This is a genomic window from Streptomyces huasconensis, assembly GCF_021028635.1.
Taxonomy (GTDB): domain Bacteria; phylum Actinomycetota; class Actinomycetes; order Streptomycetales; family Streptomycetaceae; genus Streptomyces; species Streptomyces huasconensis.
This window is the reverse complement of record NZ_CP086119.1, coordinates 4736537-4752125: the sequence shown is the minus strand read 5'-3', so window position 1 is coordinate 4752125 and position 15589 is coordinate 4736537. Positions and strand designations below refer to the sequence as shown.

The 15589-nt window shown below is 70.9% G+C and carries 10 protein-coding genes; 2 read left to right on the top strand and 8 right to left on the bottom strand.

What is annotated here, in order from left to right; all coding sequences use genetic code 11:
• Positions 1-56 precede the first annotated feature (56 nt).
• The 4 genes from J2N69_RS21695 to J2N69_RS21680 form a co-directional block, all read right to left on the bottom strand.
• Complete coding sequence (locus J2N69_RS21695) at positions 57-1013, bottom strand: ABC transporter permease (protein WP_408056768.1); 957 nt, start codon at positions 1011-1013, stop codon at positions 57-59.
• The gene (locus J2N69_RS21690) at positions 1000-1986 is read right to left on the bottom strand and encodes an ABC transporter ATP-binding protein (RefSeq protein ID WP_230904814.1); all 987 of its coding nucleotides are present in this window, start codon (positions 1984-1986) and stop codon (positions 1000-1002) included. The genes J2N69_RS21695 and J2N69_RS21690 overlap by 14 nt, the downstream gene beginning before the upstream one ends.
• 269 nt (positions 1987-2255) lie before the next feature.
• Entirely contained in the window at positions 2256-3503 is a 1248-nt protein-coding gene (locus J2N69_RS21685; RefSeq protein WP_230902255.1) for a LolA family protein, read from the bottom strand.
• A gap of 388 nt (positions 3504-3891) precedes the next feature.
• Positions 3892-4902, bottom strand: coding sequence for a polyprenyl synthetase family protein (locus tag J2N69_RS21680; protein ID WP_127911047.1), 1011 nt, complete (start codon positions 4900-4902; stop codon positions 3892-3894).
• Positions 4903-5288: 386 nt separating this feature from the next.
• Here J2N69_RS21680 and J2N69_RS21675 point away from each other — a divergent pair, with 386 nt between their 5' ends.
• Positions 5289-7367, top strand: a complete 2079-nt coding sequence (locus tag J2N69_RS21675; protein WP_230902254.1) for a CocE/NonD family hydrolase — start codon at positions 5289-5291, stop codon at positions 7365-7367.
• Here the strand turns inward: J2N69_RS21675 and J2N69_RS21670 are convergent.
• Positions 7348-8205: an HAD family hydrolase gene (locus J2N69_RS21670; RefSeq protein ID WP_230902253.1), complete on the bottom strand. Its 858-nt coding sequence runs from the start codon at positions 8203-8205 to the stop codon at positions 7348-7350. The genes J2N69_RS21675 and J2N69_RS21670 overlap by 20 nt on opposite strands.
• Before the next feature lie 302 nt (positions 8206-8507).
• Between J2N69_RS21670 and fahA the strand changes: the two genes are divergently transcribed.
• Complete coding sequence (fahA, locus tag J2N69_RS21665) at positions 8508-9845, top strand: fumarylacetoacetase (protein WP_230902252.1); 1338 nt, start codon at positions 8508-8510, stop codon at positions 9843-9845.
• Positions 9846-10131: 286 nt separating this feature from the next.
• Here fahA and recQ read toward each other — a convergent pair whose 3' ends face one another.
• The 3 genes from recQ to J2N69_RS21650 form a co-directional block, all read right to left on the bottom strand.
• Complete coding sequence (recQ, locus tag J2N69_RS21660) at positions 10132-12117, bottom strand: DNA helicase RecQ (protein ID WP_230902251.1); 1986 nt, start codon at positions 12115-12117, stop codon at positions 10132-10134.
• Between the two features lie 210 nt (positions 12118-12327).
• The gene (gene nuoN / locus J2N69_RS21655) at positions 12328-13977 is read right to left on the bottom strand and encodes an NADH-quinone oxidoreductase subunit NuoN (RefSeq protein ID WP_230902250.1); all 1650 of its coding nucleotides are present in this window, start codon (positions 13975-13977) and stop codon (positions 12328-12330) included.
• Positions 13974-15587, bottom strand: coding sequence for an NADH-quinone oxidoreductase subunit M (locus tag J2N69_RS21650; RefSeq protein ID WP_230902249.1), 1614 nt, complete (start codon positions 15585-15587; stop codon positions 13974-13976). The genes nuoN and J2N69_RS21650 overlap by 4 nt, the downstream gene beginning before the upstream one ends.
• Positions 15588-15589 lie beyond the last annotated feature (2 nt).

Genomic DNA, 15589 nt, shown 5'->3' with positions numbered 1-15589 from the left:
CAAGGGCTGAGGCGGCAGGGGCCCGGGACGGTAAGGGCTGAGGGCGGCGCTCCGGGCTACGCCATGACGTCCTTCGCCCCGAACCGCGCCCACGCCGCCGAGCCGAAGACAGCCGCGTAGAGCCCCTGCATCTGGAAGTTCTTGATGAGGTCGTCCCACTGGACGGGCTCGCGCATCAGGTCGGCGAAGGACAGCCAGTAGTGGGAGAAGAAGTACGGGTGGAGGGCGTCCAGTTGCGGGATCTGGTCGAGGATCTGCACGGTGATCAGCAGGCCGACGGTGGTCGCCATCGCGGCGATGCCGCTGCTGGTGAGTGTCGAGACGAACAGGCCGAGTGCCGCCACGCCGATCAGTGACGCGGCCACCACGAGCGCGATGAGCAGGGCCCGCAGCAGTCCTTCGCCGAAGCCGATGCGGGTGCCGGAGATCGTGGTGACCTCGCCGAGCGGAAAGAGCAGCGCGCCCGTCGCGAGCGCGGATACGGCGACGACCAGGGTCGCGACCAGGCAGAACGTCAGTGTGGTCGCGTACTTGACGAGGAGCAGGCGGGTGCGGCCGGCGGGCGCCACCAGCAGATAGCGCAGCGTGCCCGCGCTCGCCTCACCCGCGATGGCGTCACCGGCGACGACGCCGACCGCCATCGGCAGGAAGAACGGCAGCGTCGCGGCGAGCGCGGTGAAGACCAGAAACAGGCCGTTGTTGGTGATCTGCGCGATGAAAGCGGGGCCGCCGCCCTCGCCGCCTCCGCCGATCGTCGAACCGTCGCCGGTCTCGATCCTGACGGCGACACCGACGAGAACCGGCACGGCGGCGAGCACGCCGAGCAGCGCGAGGGTCCGCCAACGGCGGAAGGTGATCGCGAGCTCGCTGCGGAAGAGCCCAAGAGTCCAGCTCAGCCGCGGCTCCCTCCCTACGTCTGCCTTGGGTACGGCCCGCTTGTTCAGGTCCCCCTTGGGTACGTCCGCCCTGGTCACGTCCGCCCCTGGTACGTCCCACGGCTCAGCCCGCGACATCGAAGCCCTCCCCCGTCAGCGCCACGAACGCGTCCTCCAGCGAGGCCCGTTCCAGACCGAAGCCGCGGACGCGTACGCCCGCCTTGACCAGCGCGGCGTTCAGATCGGCGAGTTCCGTGTCCTGGCCGGACGCGTCCTTGCCCGGCGGCTCGCCCGTCACGCGGTCCTGCGTCACGACGAGGTCCGCCACGCCCCACTCCTTCAGGACGCGGGCCGCGTCGCCCGGGTCCGGTGTCGTCACGACCAGCCTGCCGCGCGCGCCCGCCGCCAGTTCGGCGACCGGGCCCTGGGTGATCAGGCGGCCCCGGGTCATCACGGCCGCGTGGGTGCAGACCTGCTCGATCTCGTCGAGGAGGTGCGAGGAGAGGAAGACGGTCGTGCCCTCCTGCGCCAGCTCCCGCACGAGCGTGCGGATCTCGCGCATGCCCTGCGGGTCGAGGCCGTTCGTCGGTTCGTCCAGGACCAGCAGCCTGCGGGGCTGGAGCAGCGCGGCCGCGAGGCCGAGCCGCTGTTTCATGCCGAGTGAGTACGCCTTCGCCTTCTTGCCCGCGGCGGCGGTCAGGCCCACCCGGTCCAGGGCGGCCTCGGCGCGTCTGCGCCGGGTACGGGGATCGGCGGCCGGGTCGGCGGAGTCGTACCGCAGGAGGTTGTCGCGGCCCGACAGGAAGCCGTAGAGGGCAGGGCCCTCGATCAGCGCGCCCACGTGCGGCAGGACGGTGCGCGTGGCCCGCGGCATGGGGCTGCCGAGGACGCGCGCGGTGCCCGAGGTCGGCTCGATGAGGCCCATCAGCATGCGGATGGTGGTCGTCTTGCCCGAGCCGTTCGGCCCGAGGAACCCGAAGACGCTGCCTTCGGGGACGGTCAGGTCCAGCCGGTCGACGGCGAGATGCCGGCCATAGCGCTTGGTGAGCCCGCGCGTCTCGATCACGTACGGGGACGGTGAGTCACCGCCCGACCGCCCACGCCCGCCCACCGCCTCCTCGCCACCCGCCTTCTCCTCGCCGCCCACTTTCCCCTCGCCGCCCACCCTCTCCTGGCCACCCACCGTCTCCTGGCCGCCCACCTTCCCGTCCCGGCTCACCTTCCCGTCCCGGCTCACCGTCTCCTCTCCGCCCACCGTCTCCTCCTCTCGCCCGCCCGGCCCGCGCCGCTGCGGCACGTGCACGGTTCGGCGGTGCCGGGAACGGCCCGTCGCCGCGGGCCACGGTGCCGCCGCCGTGGCCCACCGCTCCGGTCCCGCGCCTAATGCGCCGCGTTCGCCGCCTTCACCAGGGCGTCCTTCGTGACGGCGCCCGCGTAGACCTTGCCGTCGGCGGTGATGAGGGCGTTGATCAGGCGGGTCGAGAAGACCGTGCCCGAGCCGAACTTGCCGTTGACCTGGTCGCCCAGCGAGTCGAGCAGCTTCTGCGCCTCCGGCGGGACGTCACCCGAACCAGCCGTCGGCAGGCCCTGGCCGCCCGGCAGCCGCAGCTCGGCTATGGCGGTCCAGCCCTCGCCGATGACCTTCAGGTCGTTCAGGTCCTCGTCCCTGAACTCCTTGCCGTCCTTCGCCTTGTCCCTGAAGTCACGGCCCTCCGCCGCGTGCTCGTCGGCCTCGGTGACCTTCGCGCCCTTGGGCGGCGCGAAGTCGAACGTGCTCGCGGACGGCTTGCCGAAGTCGACCTTCGTGAAGCCCGCGTCGATCACCGCCGCGCCACCGGAGGCCGGGGTCAGCGTGAACTTGAGCGGCGTACCCGTCTTCGCGTCCACGGCGACCGTGATCCGGCCGACCGTCGAACCGGACTGCTTCGGCTCGACGACCAGGCGGTACGCGTCGCGTCCCGCGACCTGCGCGGTCCCGTCGACCTTCACGGACGTCGTGTCGTCGACGGCCTTCAGCGCCTGCTCGGCGAAGTCCTTGGGCGTCGCGGGCACGCCCTTCGGCGGCTCCGCCTGGCCCTTGTCTCCCGAGACCTGGAAGCCCTTCGCGTGGTACGCCTCGTTCGACGCGCTGTCGTACGCCCACACCTCGTCGCCGTTGTGGATCAGGCTGTACTCGGCGGCGTCCTCCAGGACGGACACCTTCTGCTTGTCGGGGCCGTCGGCCGCGACGCGCAGCGTGTGCGTGCCGGACGCCAGCTCCATCAGCTTGCTCTTGGGGTCGGCGGCCGAGCCTCCGCCGTCCTCGCCGTCGCCGCGGTCGGCGCCACCGCCGGCGCCCGCGAAGCCGCCCGCCATGCCGCCCATCGACGGCAGGCCCAGATCCGTGCTGATCTTCACGTTGCCGGAGAGCCGCTGCGTGTCCGATGCGGCGATCTTCTCGATGAGTTCCTGAGCGGTGACCTTCGGCAGGTCCGGGTCGCCCGAGGTGGCGAGCGCCGGGACGAGCCCGATGGTCGCCGCCGCCACCCCCGCCACCGCGACCGGGACGACGTAACGGACCGCCTTGCGGCGCCCGACGCGCAGTTCCCCGACTTCGCTGGTGTCCTGTTCCGGTTCGTACGGTGCCATTGTGTGCCCTACCTCCGTGGTCGGCGGCGGCTCTCCTGTACGTGCCTGTACGTGCTGTGCGTGCGTGTATCCAGCTGTAGTGCTGTGTGTACGTGCCCTACGTCCATGCATGCGTACGTGCCTGCGTCCACCCCGCGCCGCCATTCTCACCCGAATTGGTCAGGAGTGGTGGTGTCCTTACTGAGGTCCATCCGACCAAATCCGCCGCGCAGAAGCGTCAGACCCCGGGTGCAACTCGACGTACTGCCACGGGATGACAAAAAGCGGCGGCGCCTCCCCCGACCCGTAGGGGGTGACGCCGCCGATGCTCAGTAACGCGTACCGGAGTACGACGTACCGAAGTACCGCGTATGGGACTGCCGCGTACCGAAGTACCGCGTACCGGCCCTCAGCCCGCCCGGTGCACCACCAGGTCGCAGAGTTCGACCAGCGAGGTCTTCGCGTCGCACTCCGGCAGCGGCGCCAGCGCGGCCCGCGCCTCCTCGGCGTACCGCACCGTGTCCCGGCGGGCCTGCTCCAGGGCGGGGTGGGCGCGCAGCCCGGTGAGCGCCTCCCTGTGGCGGGCGTCATCGGTGAGGTCGGAGTCGAGCAGTTCGCTCAGGGCGATGTCCTCGGGCAGGCCGAGCCGCTCGACGCGTTCACGCAGACGCAGGACCGGCAGCGTCGGGATGCCCTCGCGCAGGTCGGTGCCCGGGGTCTTGCCGGACTCGTGCGAGTCGGAGGCGATGTCGAGCACGTCGTCGGCGAGCTGGAACGCGACGCCCAGCCGCTCGCCGTACTGCGTGAGGACGTCCACGACGGTCTCGTCGGCGCCCGACATCATCGCGCCGAACCGGCACGCCACGGCGACCAGCGAACCGGTCTTGCCGCCGAGCACGTCGAGATAGTGGTCGACCGGGTCACGGCCCTCGCTGGGCCCCGCGGTCTCCAGGATCTGGCCGGTGACCAGGCGTTCGAAGGCCTCCGCCTGGATGCGGACGGCCTCCGGGCCGAGGTCGGCGAGGATGTACGAGGCGCGGGCGAAGAGGAAATCGCCGGTGAGCACGGCCACGGAGTTGCCCCAGCGCTGGTTGGCGCTGGGGACGCCGCGGCGCACGTCCGCCTCGTCCATCACGTCGTCGTGGTAGAGCGTCGCGAGGTGCGTGAGCTCGACGACCACGGCGGAGGGCACGACACCCGGCGCGTAGGGGTCGCCGAACTGGGAGGCGAGCATCACGAGCAGCGGGCGGAAACGCTTCCCCCCGGCCCGGACGAGGTGCTGGGCGGCCTCGGTGATGAACGGGACCTCGCTCTTGGTGGCCTCGAGAAGGCCCTCCTCGACAGCCGCCAACCCTGCCTGGACATCGGCTTCGAGAGCCTGGTCCCGCACGCTCAGCCCAAAAGGCCCGACGACGGTCACGAGAGGTTCTCCTGTCTGCTGACGATCACATGGCGAACTCGGTCGATCATTGGATCTCGGTCGATGACACGGTTTGTCGATGTGTCGCTGCCATCACTCAAGTCAGCGTATCCGGTCGCCTTTCGATCACAGCGAGCACCTGCCCGTGCAGAGGCGACCGGGCGGTCCGCGATCACCACCGGTATGTTCGTGATCAGCCCATACGACCGACAAGACCGCCCTGCACCAGAATGCGAGCAAAGACCGGGAGCCGACACTTTGTCCCGTACTACTGACGAGTACGAGCCACCTGCGGCCCCGGCGCCGGAACCGGTGCTGGAACTGGGTCCGGGTGCTCGTCCGGGTCCTCCCTGTCGTGAAGCCGCGCCGCCCACGAGGTTCCTCCCATGACGACAGACCGGAAGACGACAGACCCGAAGACGACGCACCCAGAAACGACGCATCCAAGAACGACGCACTCGAAGACGACGCACCCGAAGATCCGGACCGACTTCCCGTACGAGACGACGCACGAGGACATCCGCGTACCCCTCGCCGACGGCACCAAGCTCTCCGCACGCGTGTGGCGTCCCGTCACCGAGGAGCCCGTGCCCGTGCTCCTCGAATACCTCCCCTGCCGCCTCAGCGACTGGACGGCGCCCCGCGACCGGCAGCGCCACCCCTGGTACGCCGGTCACGGCTACGCCTCCGTACGCGTCGATGTCCGGGGCCACGGCAACAGCGAGGGCCTGCCCACGGACGAGTACTCGGCGCAGGAGCTGGCCGACGGCGTCGAGGTGGTGAACTGGCTGGCCGCGCAGGACTGGTCGACCGGGAAGGTCGGCATGTTCGGCATCTCCTGGGGTGGCTGCAACTCCCTCCAGATCGCGGCCCTCGCGCCCGAGCCGCTCAAGGCGGTCGTCACGGTCTGCTCCACGGACGACCGTTATGACAACGACGCGCACTACATGGGTGGTTCCGTCCTCGCGGTGGACATGCACGCGTGGGCGGCGACGATGCTCGCCTTCGTCTCGCGCCCACCGGACCCGCACTACGTGGGCGACGCGTGGCGCGCCATGTGGCTGACGCGCCTGGAAGCCGTCGAGCCCTTCATCCACACCTGGCTGGACCATCAGACGCGCGACGACTACTGGCGGCACGGCAGCGTCCGCGAGGACTACTCCGCGATCGGCGCCGCGGTCCTCGCGGTGGGCGGGTGGCACGACCCGTACCGCGACACGGTCCTGCGCCTGGTCGAACATCTCCCCGACGACCAGGTGCGGGGTCTGATCGGCCCGTGGTCGCACCAGTACCCGGACCAGGGCCTGGCGCCGGGCCCGGCGATCGGCTTCCTCCAGGAGACGCTGCGCTGGTGGGACCACCATCTCAAGGGCGTCGACACGGGCATCATGGCCGAGCCGAAGCTCCGCTCCTGGATCAGCGACTCGCACCCGCCGGCCACGGTCCACCCCGAGCTGCGCGGCGGCTGGGTCGGCGACCCCACCTGGCCGTCCCCGAACGTCACCCCGACGACCTACGCCCTCCAGGGCACCCCGCTGCTGGTCAACTCCCCGCAGCAGACCGGCCTGGACGCGGGCCGCTCCTGCCCGTTCGGCAACGACGCCGACCTGCCGCCCGACCAGCGGGACGAGGACGCGAAGTCGGCGTGCTTCGAGTTCGAGGTGCCTTCGGAGGTACGGATTCTCGGGCGCCCCAAGGTGACGCTGCGGCTGCGGATGGACGTGCCCTTCGGCCAGGCCATCGCACGCCTGTGCGACATCGCGCCCGACGGCTCGTCGACGCTGGTCACGCGCGGCGTGCTGAACCTCTCCGCCCGGCACGGCGGGGACCGCGCGGATGCCTGGCCGCTCGGCGTCACCGAGGACGTGACCTTCGAACTCAACGGCATCGGGCACACCTTCCCGCCGGGCCACCGCATCCGCCTCGCGATCTCCTCCGCGTACTGGCCGTGGATCTGGCCGCAGGCGGACACGGCGGGCTTCACCCTGGAGCCGCTCGGCAGCTCGCTGGAGCTTCCGGTACGGGCGGGCGGCTTGGACCCGGCGATCACCTTCGAGCCCCCGGAGCACTCCGAGCCGCTCGGCGTGGCCTGCCCGGCGACCCTCGACGAGGAACGCCCCGAACGTCTGGTCGTACGCGATGTCGCCAAGGGCGAGTGGCGCCTGGAGGTCGACCCGCGCCACGGCGGCACGCGCGTCTACCCCGACGGCCTGGAGTTCACCGAGGACGCCCTGGAGACGTACACGATCCGCGAGAAGGACCCGCTGAGCGCCCGCACCCGCTCCGACTGGACGATCCGCCTGCACCGCCCCGAACTCGGCTGGGACGTGTCGGTGGAGACGCACTCGGAGATCACCTGCGACGCGGCGGACTTCCACACCTCCGACGAGGTGATCTGCCGCCACGGCGACGAGGTCGTCTTCCACCGCACCTGGCAACGGCGGATCAGGCGGACGGCGGGGTGAGGGGTTCCCGCCGCGGGTCGGGAGCCACCCCGCCCGCCATCATCCGTTCGAGGACCAGGGCGATCCCATCGTCCTCGTTCGAAAGGGTCAACGCGTCGGCCACCGCCTTGAGTTCCTCGTGCGCGTTGGCCATGGCCACTCCGTGGGCCGCCCACAGAAACATCGGGATGTCGTTGGGCATGTCCCCGAAGGCCACCGTGTCGGCGGCCGTCAGGCCGAGCCGCTCGGCGGCGAGCGCGAGCCCGGTCGCCTTGGTCACCCCGCACGGCTGAAGCTCCACGGTGCCCGGCCCGGACATCGTCACCGTCGCGAGCGACCCCACGACGCCGCGCGCCACCGCGGCCAACTCGTCATCAGCCAGCGTCGGATGGCGCAGCAGCACCTTGCTGATGGGGGCCTCCCACAGCACGTCGCGCTCGGGGACGCGCATCGCGGGCAGCGTGGGGTGCGGCATCTCGTACCCCGGCTCGATGAGCGTGAGGCCGTCCACGCCGTCCTGGTCGACGGCCGCGAAGACCTGCCCGACCTCGGCCTCGACCTTCCCGAGGGCGGCCTCGGCCAGCTCCCGGTCGAGGGTCACGGACCACACCATGCGGTGCGCCCCGGCGTCGTAGAGCTGGGCGCCCTGCCCGCAGACGGCGAGCCCGTCGTACCCGAGGTCGTCGAAGAGGGGCCGCACCCGGGGCGCGGGCCGCCCTGTCACCACCAGGTGCCGCCCTCCCGCCCCGCTCACGGCGGCCAACGCCCTCCGGGACCGGTCGGACACCGTGTCGTCGCCGCGCAGCAGCGTCCCGTCCAGGTCAGTGGCGATGAGGGCATATGCGAGGGGATCGGCCATGATCCAGAGAATACGGACCCTGAGCGATGCGGGAAGCGGCTTCGCAAGGCCGGTGCGGGCGGGAGGCGGCGGAGCCGCATGCAGTTCATCAGAAAGTGGAAGTTGACGTTCCAACACAACGGCCCTGAAGGCCCTTTCCGCGCGTCCGCGCCCCGTCCGCAACCAGGGCCCCGTCTGGGCATGGCGCCCAGTGGTTCTGTCATGCGGCCGAAGCTCTGTGGGCACTGCCGTAACGAGGTCCACCACACGTAACGTGTGGCACACCCTGTGGCACACCCCCATGGAAAGCGAGGCAGGTACGCATGTCCGAGCAGACCCCGCTCGACCCGGCCGCCGGTGACTCCTCCGGCCTCCCCGGAAGCGACTCCTTCGGCCGGCCCGGGGGCGACCCCCTCGGCGCGTCCGACGGAGACCCCTTCGGCCTGCCCGAGGGCGACCCCTTCGGACCGCACAACCTCCCCTACGGCGTCTTCTCCCTGCCCGGCGAGCGGGACGACCAGCGCAGGGTCGGCGTACGGCTCGGCTCATACGTCCTGGACGCGGGCGCCGCGGCCGCCGCGCTCGGCTCCCCCTACGTCTCGCTGCTCGCCCGGCCCACGCTGAACCCGCTGCTCTCCGCGGGCCGCACCGCCTGGTCCGACGTGCGGCGCGCCCTGACCGCGTGGGTGACGGTCCCGTCGTACCGGGAATCCGTACGCCCCCTGCTCCACCCCCTCTCCGACGTCACCCTGCACCTGCCGTTCGAGGTCGCGGACTACGTCGACTTCTATGCCTCGGAGCACCACGCGACGCACCTGGGCAAGATGTTCCGCCCGGACTCGCCGACCCCGCTGACCCCCAACTGGAAGCACCTGCCCATCGGTTACCACGGCCGGTCCGGCACCGTCGTGGTCTCCGGGACGGACGTGGTGCGCCCCTGCGGCCAGCGCAAGGCACCCACCGACACGGCCCCCGTCTTCGGCCCCTCGGCCCGCCTGGACATCGAGGCGGAGGTCGGCTTCGTGGTCGGCGCGCCCTCGACGCACGGTACGCCCGTCCCGCTCGCCGACTTCCGCGAGCACGTCTTCGGCCTCACCCTCCTCAATGACTGGTCGGCGCGCGACATCCAGGCCTGGGAGTACGTCCCGCTCGGCCCCTTCCTCGGCAAGTCCTTCGCCACGTCGGTGTCGGCGTGGATCACCCCCCTCGAAGCGCTGGACGCGGCCCGGGTCACACCCCCGGAGCGCACGCACCAGCTCCTGCCCTACCTGGACGACTCCGCCGAGTCCGCGGCCGACGAACCGGGCGGCTACGACCTGCGCATGACCGTCACGCTCAACGGCCAGGTCATCTCCGAGCCGCCGTTCTCCACCGTGTACTGGACGGCGGCGCAGCAGCTCGCGCACATGACGGTCAACGGCGCCTCCCTGCGCACCGGCGACCTGTACGGATCCGGCACGGTCAGCGGCCCCTCGGCCGGCCAGTACGGCTCCCTGATCGAGATCACCTGGAACGGCCGCGACCCCATCGAACTCCCCGACGGCAAGCGGACGTTCCTGGAGGACGGCGACGAGGTCACGCTCTCCGCCTGGGCCCCCGGCCCGGGGCACACCAGGGTGGGCCTCGGCGAGGTGACGGGACGGATCGTGGCGGCGCGGTAGGCAGTGCCGGGCTGCGGGGCGCCTATACGGCGGGCCTGTGTGAGGCGGGGCCTGAACCTCCCGGACGGGGCAGTGCCCTCGGGTGGAACCCCGCGGCCGGGCGAGGCGGCGCCCACAGCCGGGTGCCCTCAGCCGCGCCCGGCAGCCGGGGGTCCTCAGCCGCGCCCGGCCGCCGGGTGAGGCAGTAGGCCGCGCCCCGCAGCCGGCAAGACCGTGCCTTCAGCCGCGCCTGGCCACCACGTGAGGCGGCCGTTCCCTCAGCCGCACCCCGCAGCCAAGCTGATCGTCACGACGTCCAGTCCGGCTCCATCTCGTCCCCCCAGTCCGGCTCCACGTCGTCACTGAGCTGCGGCTCGGCTGCCCGCGCCGCAGCCGCCGGGCCCGCCGCCGAGTCACCGGAAGCCCCGCCCTCCGGGGCGTCCCCACCCGCGAACTCCGCGACGACCCCGACCACGCCCTCGCCGTACGTCGCCCGCTTCTTCTCGCCCACGCCGCTGATGCCCGCGAGGTCCGCCACGGACGTCGGCCGCAGCGTGGCGATCTCGCGCAGCGTGGCGTCATGGAAGATCACATACGCCGGGACGCCCTGCTCCTTGGCCTGAGCGCCGCGCCAGGCGCGCAGCGCCTCGAAGAGCGGCACGGCCTCCTGAGGCAGGTCGGCGACGGCCGCCGCCGACTTCGCCTTGCGCTCACCCCTGGCGGCCCGCGCCGCCGGGACCCGCTTCGGCTCCTTGCGCAGCCGCACCTCGCGCTCCCGGCCCAGCACGGACCCGCTCGTCTCGGTGAGCACCAGCGTGCCGTACTCCCCCTCGACCGCGAGCAGGCCCTGTGCCAGCAACTGGCGTATGACGCCCCGCCACTCAGCCTCCGCCAGCTCCTCTCCGATGCCGAAGACGGAGAGCTGGTCGTGGTCGAACTGGATGACCTTCGCGGTCTTCTTGCCGAGCAGGATGTCGATGATCTGCCCCGCGCCGAACTTCTGGCCGCGCTCCCGCTGGAGCCGCACCACCGCGGAGAGCACCTTCTGAGCGGCGACCGTGCCGTCCCAGGTCTCGGGCGGGGTCAGGCACGTGTCGCAGTTGCCGCACGACTGCGCCGTCGCTTCCTGGCCGAAGTAGGTGAGGAGCTGGGCGCGGCGGCACTGCGCGGTCTCGCAGAGCGCCAGCATCGAGTCCAGGTGCGAGGCGGCGCGGCGCCGGAACGCCTCGTCGCCCTCACTGCCCTGGATCATCTTCCGCTGCTGGACGACGTCCTGGAGGCCGTACGCCATCCAGGCCGTCGAGGGCAGGCCGTCACGGCCCGCGCGGCCCGTCTCCTGGTAGTACCCCTCGACCGACTTGGGCAGGTCGAGGTGGGCGACGAAGCGGACGTCCGGCTTGTCGATGCCCATGCCGAACGCGATCGTGGCGCAGACGACGAGTCCCTCCTCGCGCAGGAAGCGGGACTGGTGCGCCGCGCGCGTGCCGCCGTCGAGACCCGCGTGGTACGGGACGGCCTCGATGCCGTTCCGGCAGAGGAACTCGGCGGTCTTCTCGACGGAGTTCCGCGAGAGGCAGTAGACGATGCCCGCGTCGCCCGCGTGCTCCTCCTTCAAGAAGGCCAGCAGCTGCTTCTTCGGTTCGGCCTTGGGCACGATGCGGTATTGGATGTTGGGCCGGTCGAAGCTCGCCACGAAGTGCTTGGCGTCCGGCATGCCGAGCCGCTCGGTGATCTCCCGGTGCGTTGCGTGCGTGGCCGTCGCCGTCAGGGCGATGCGGGGCACGTCCGGCCAGCGCTGCCCGAGCACGGAGAGCGTGAGGTAGTCGGGCCGGAAGTCGTGGCCCCACTGCGCCACGCAGTGCGCCTCGTCGATGGCGAAGACGGAGATCTTGCCCCGCGACAGGAGGTCCAGGGTGGCGTCCAGGCGCAGCCGCTCCGGGGCGAGATAGAGCACGTCCAGCTCCCCCGCGAGGAACTCCGCCTCCATCACGCGCCGCTCGTCGAAGTCCTGCGTGGAGTTGATGAAGCCGGCGCGCACGCCGAGCGCCCGCAACGCGTCCACCTGGTCCTGCATGAGCGCGATCAGCGGCGAGACCACGATGCCCGTGCCCGGTCTGACCAGGGCGGGGATCTGATAGCAGAGGGACTTTCCGCCGCCGGTGGGCATGAGGACGACGGCGTCCCCGCCGGCGACCACATGATCGATGATCGCCTCCTGCTCACCTCGGAAGGCGTCGTACCCGAAGACGCGATGGAGCGTCCGCAGCGCGTCGCTCTCCGTCACCTCGCTCATACCGCTGTTCCCGTCCATCGCTCTGTCCCCCGCCGTACGTCCTGCCTCGGTCACCGCTCCGGTCACTCCCCCGACCACTGCCTCCACGATAGGGCCCCGCACCGACAGCCCGAGAAGTTATCCACAGGCCACCGCCCGGCACCCCCAGATCGGGGTGCCGGGCGGCGACACACGTTCGAGGCCGGGGAAGGCGGCGCCAGGGAGGCCGGTCTACCGGACGAAGACCCCCGCCTGTCCCGCGAGATCCAGGAAGTACTGCGGGGCCACACCGAGCACCAGCGTCACCGCGACGCCCACACCGATCGCCGTCATCGTCAGCGGCGAGGGCACGGCGACCGTGGGGCCGTCCGCCTTCGGCTCGCTGAAGAACATCAGCACGATCACCCGGATGTAGAAGAACGCGGCGATCGCCGACGACAGCACACCGACGACCACCAGCGCGCCCGCGCCACCTTCCGCCGCCGCCTTGAACACCGCGAACTTGCCGGTGAACCCAGAGGTCAGCGGAATGCCCGCGAAGGCCAGCAGGAAGACCGCGAAGACGGCCGCGACCAGCGGGGACCTGCGCCCGAGCCCCGCCCACTTCGACAGGTGCGTGGCCTCGCCCCCCGCGTCCCTGACCAGCGTGACGACGGCGAAGGCACCGATCGTCACGAAGGAGTAGGCGGCGAGGTAGAAGAGGACCGAGGAGACACCGTCCGGGGTGGTGGCGATCACACCGGCGAGGATGAAGCCCGCGTGTGCGATGGACGAGTACGCCAGGAGCCGCTTGATGTCGGTCTGGGTGATCGCGACGATCGCGCCGCCCAGCATCGTGATGATCGCGATGCCCCACATGACCGGCCGCCAGTCCCAGCGCAGGCCCGGCAGGACCACGTACAGCAGACGCAGGAGGGCGCCGAACGCGGCCACCTTCGTCGCGGCCGCCATGAAGCCGGTGACCGGCGTCGGAGCACCCTGGTACACGTCCGGGGTCCACATGTGGAACGGCACCGCGCCCACCTTGAAGAGCAGCCCCATCACCACCATCGCGACGCCGATCAGCAGCAGCGCGTCGTTGCCCATGGTGTCGGCCAGTGCCGGGTCCACGGTCGCGACCTTGCCCTCGACGACGTTCGCGATCGTCGCGTACGACACGGAGCCCGCGTACCCGTACAGGAGGGCGATGCCGAAGAGCGTGAACGCGGAGGCGAACGCGCCGAGCAGGAAGTACTTGACGGCGGCTTCCTGCGACATCAGGCGCTTGCGGCGGGCGAGCGCGCACAGCAGGTACAGCGGCAGGGAGAAGACTTCCAGGGCGATGAAGAGCGTCAGGAGGTCGTTGGCCGCGGGGAAGACGAGCATGCCGCCGATGGCGAAGAGCGCCAGCGGGAACACCTCGGTGGTGGTGAACCCGGCCTTCGTGGCGTCCTGTTCGCCCTCACTGCCGGGCACGGACCCGGCCTGGGCGACGAACGAGTCGACGCGGTTGCCGTGCGCCACGGGGTCGAGCCGCCGCTCGGCGAAGGTGAAGACGGCGACGAGCCCGGCCAGCAGGATGGTGCCCTGGAGGAAGAGCGCCGGTCCGTCGACGGCGATCGCGCCCATCGCCGCGATCTGTGCCTTCGTCGTGCCGAAGCCGCGGGCCGCGAGCCCGACCACCGCGGCGAAGGCGGCGGCGAGGGCGACGACGGAGACGAAGAGCTGGATGTAGTAACGGGACTTGCGCGGGACGAAGGCTTCGATGAGCACTCCGACGACGGCGGCGCCGATGACGATCAACGTCGGCGACAGCTGCCCATACTCGATCTTGGGGGCGCCGATCTTGTCGACCGGGTCCGCCGCCATTGTCCACAGGCTGTGGACGGCTGATGCGCTCACTTGGCCGCCTCCACCTCGGGCTCGGGGTCCTTCTTCTGGACGTCGGACATGGTGTGCTCGACCGCCGGGTTCACCAGCTCGGTGAGCGGCTTGGGGTAGACCCCGAGGCCGATCAGGAGGGCGATCAACGGGGCCACGACGACCAGTTCCCGCACCCGCAGGTCCGGCATGGCCGACACCTCGGGCTTCACAGGACCCGTCATCGTCCGCTGGTAGAGGACGAGGATGTAGAGCGCCGCGAGCACGATGCCGACCGTCGCGATGATCCCGACCACCGGGTAGCGCGCGAACGCGCCGACCAGGACCAGGAACTCACTCACGAAGGGCGCGAGCCCGGGCAGCGAGAGCGTCGCCAGACCACCGATCAGGAAGGTGCCCGCGAGCACCGGGGCGACTTTCTGCACCCCTCCGTAGTCGGCGATCAGACGTGAGCCGCGCCGCGAGATCAGGAAGCCGGCCACCAGCATCAGCGCGGCGGTCGAGATGCCGTGGTTGACCATGTAGAGCGTGGCGCCGGACTGGCCCTGCGAGGTCATCACGAAGATGCCGAGGATGATGAACCCGAAGTGGGAGATCGACGCGTACGCCACCAGGCGCTTGATGTCACGCTGGCCGACCGCGAGCAGCGCGCCGTAGATGATGCTGATCAGTGCCAGTACGAGGATGACCGGCGTCGCCCACTTGCTCGCCTCGGGGAAGAGCCCGAGGCAGAACCGCAGCATCGCGAACGTACCGACCTTGTCGACCACGGCCGTGATCAGCACCGCGACCGGGGCCGTGGCCTCCCCCATCGCGTTCGGCAGCCAGGTGTGCAGCGGCCACAGCGGCGCCTTCACCGCGAAGGCGAAGAAGAAGCCGAGGAAGAGCAGCCGCTCGGTGTTGGTCGCCATGTCCAGTGTGCCGTTGGCCCGGGCCTCGGCGATCTCCTGGAGGGAGAAGTTCCCCGCGACCACGTAGAGCCCGATGACCGCGGCCAGCATGATGAGGCCGCCGACGAGGTTGTAGAGGAGGAACTTCACCGCCGCGTAGCTGCGCTGCGCCGAGGCGTTCTCGTCGCTGCCCGCGTGGGCACGGTCCCCGAAGCCGCCGATGAGGAAGTACATCGGGATGAGCATGGCTTCGAAGAAGATGTAGAAGAGGAAGACGTCGGTGGCCTCGAAGGAGATGATCACCATCGCCTCGACGGCCAGGATCAGGGCGAAGAAGCCCTGGGTCGGCCGCCATTTGTAGGGGGCTTTCGTCTCATGGGGGCCTCCCCTGCTCGAACGAAGTTGAGAGCTTGGGGAAGGGTCGGCGTCGTGCCAGCCCGCCAGGATGATGAAGGGGATCAGCAGCGCGGTCAGTCCGATGAGGGCGACGCCGATGCCGTCGACCCCCAGTTCGTACCGCACCCCGAAGTCGGCGATCCACGCGCGGGACTCGGTCAGTTGGTAGCGGTCGCCGTCCGGGTCGAACCGCACGAGCACGGTCACGGCCAGCGCGAGGGTGGCGAGCGAGACGAGCAGCGCGAGCCACTTGGCGGCGGTCCGCCGGGCGGCCGGGACGGCCGCCGTGACGATCGCGCCGACCGCGGGCAGGGCCGCCGTCGCTGTCAGGAGAGGAAAGGACATCG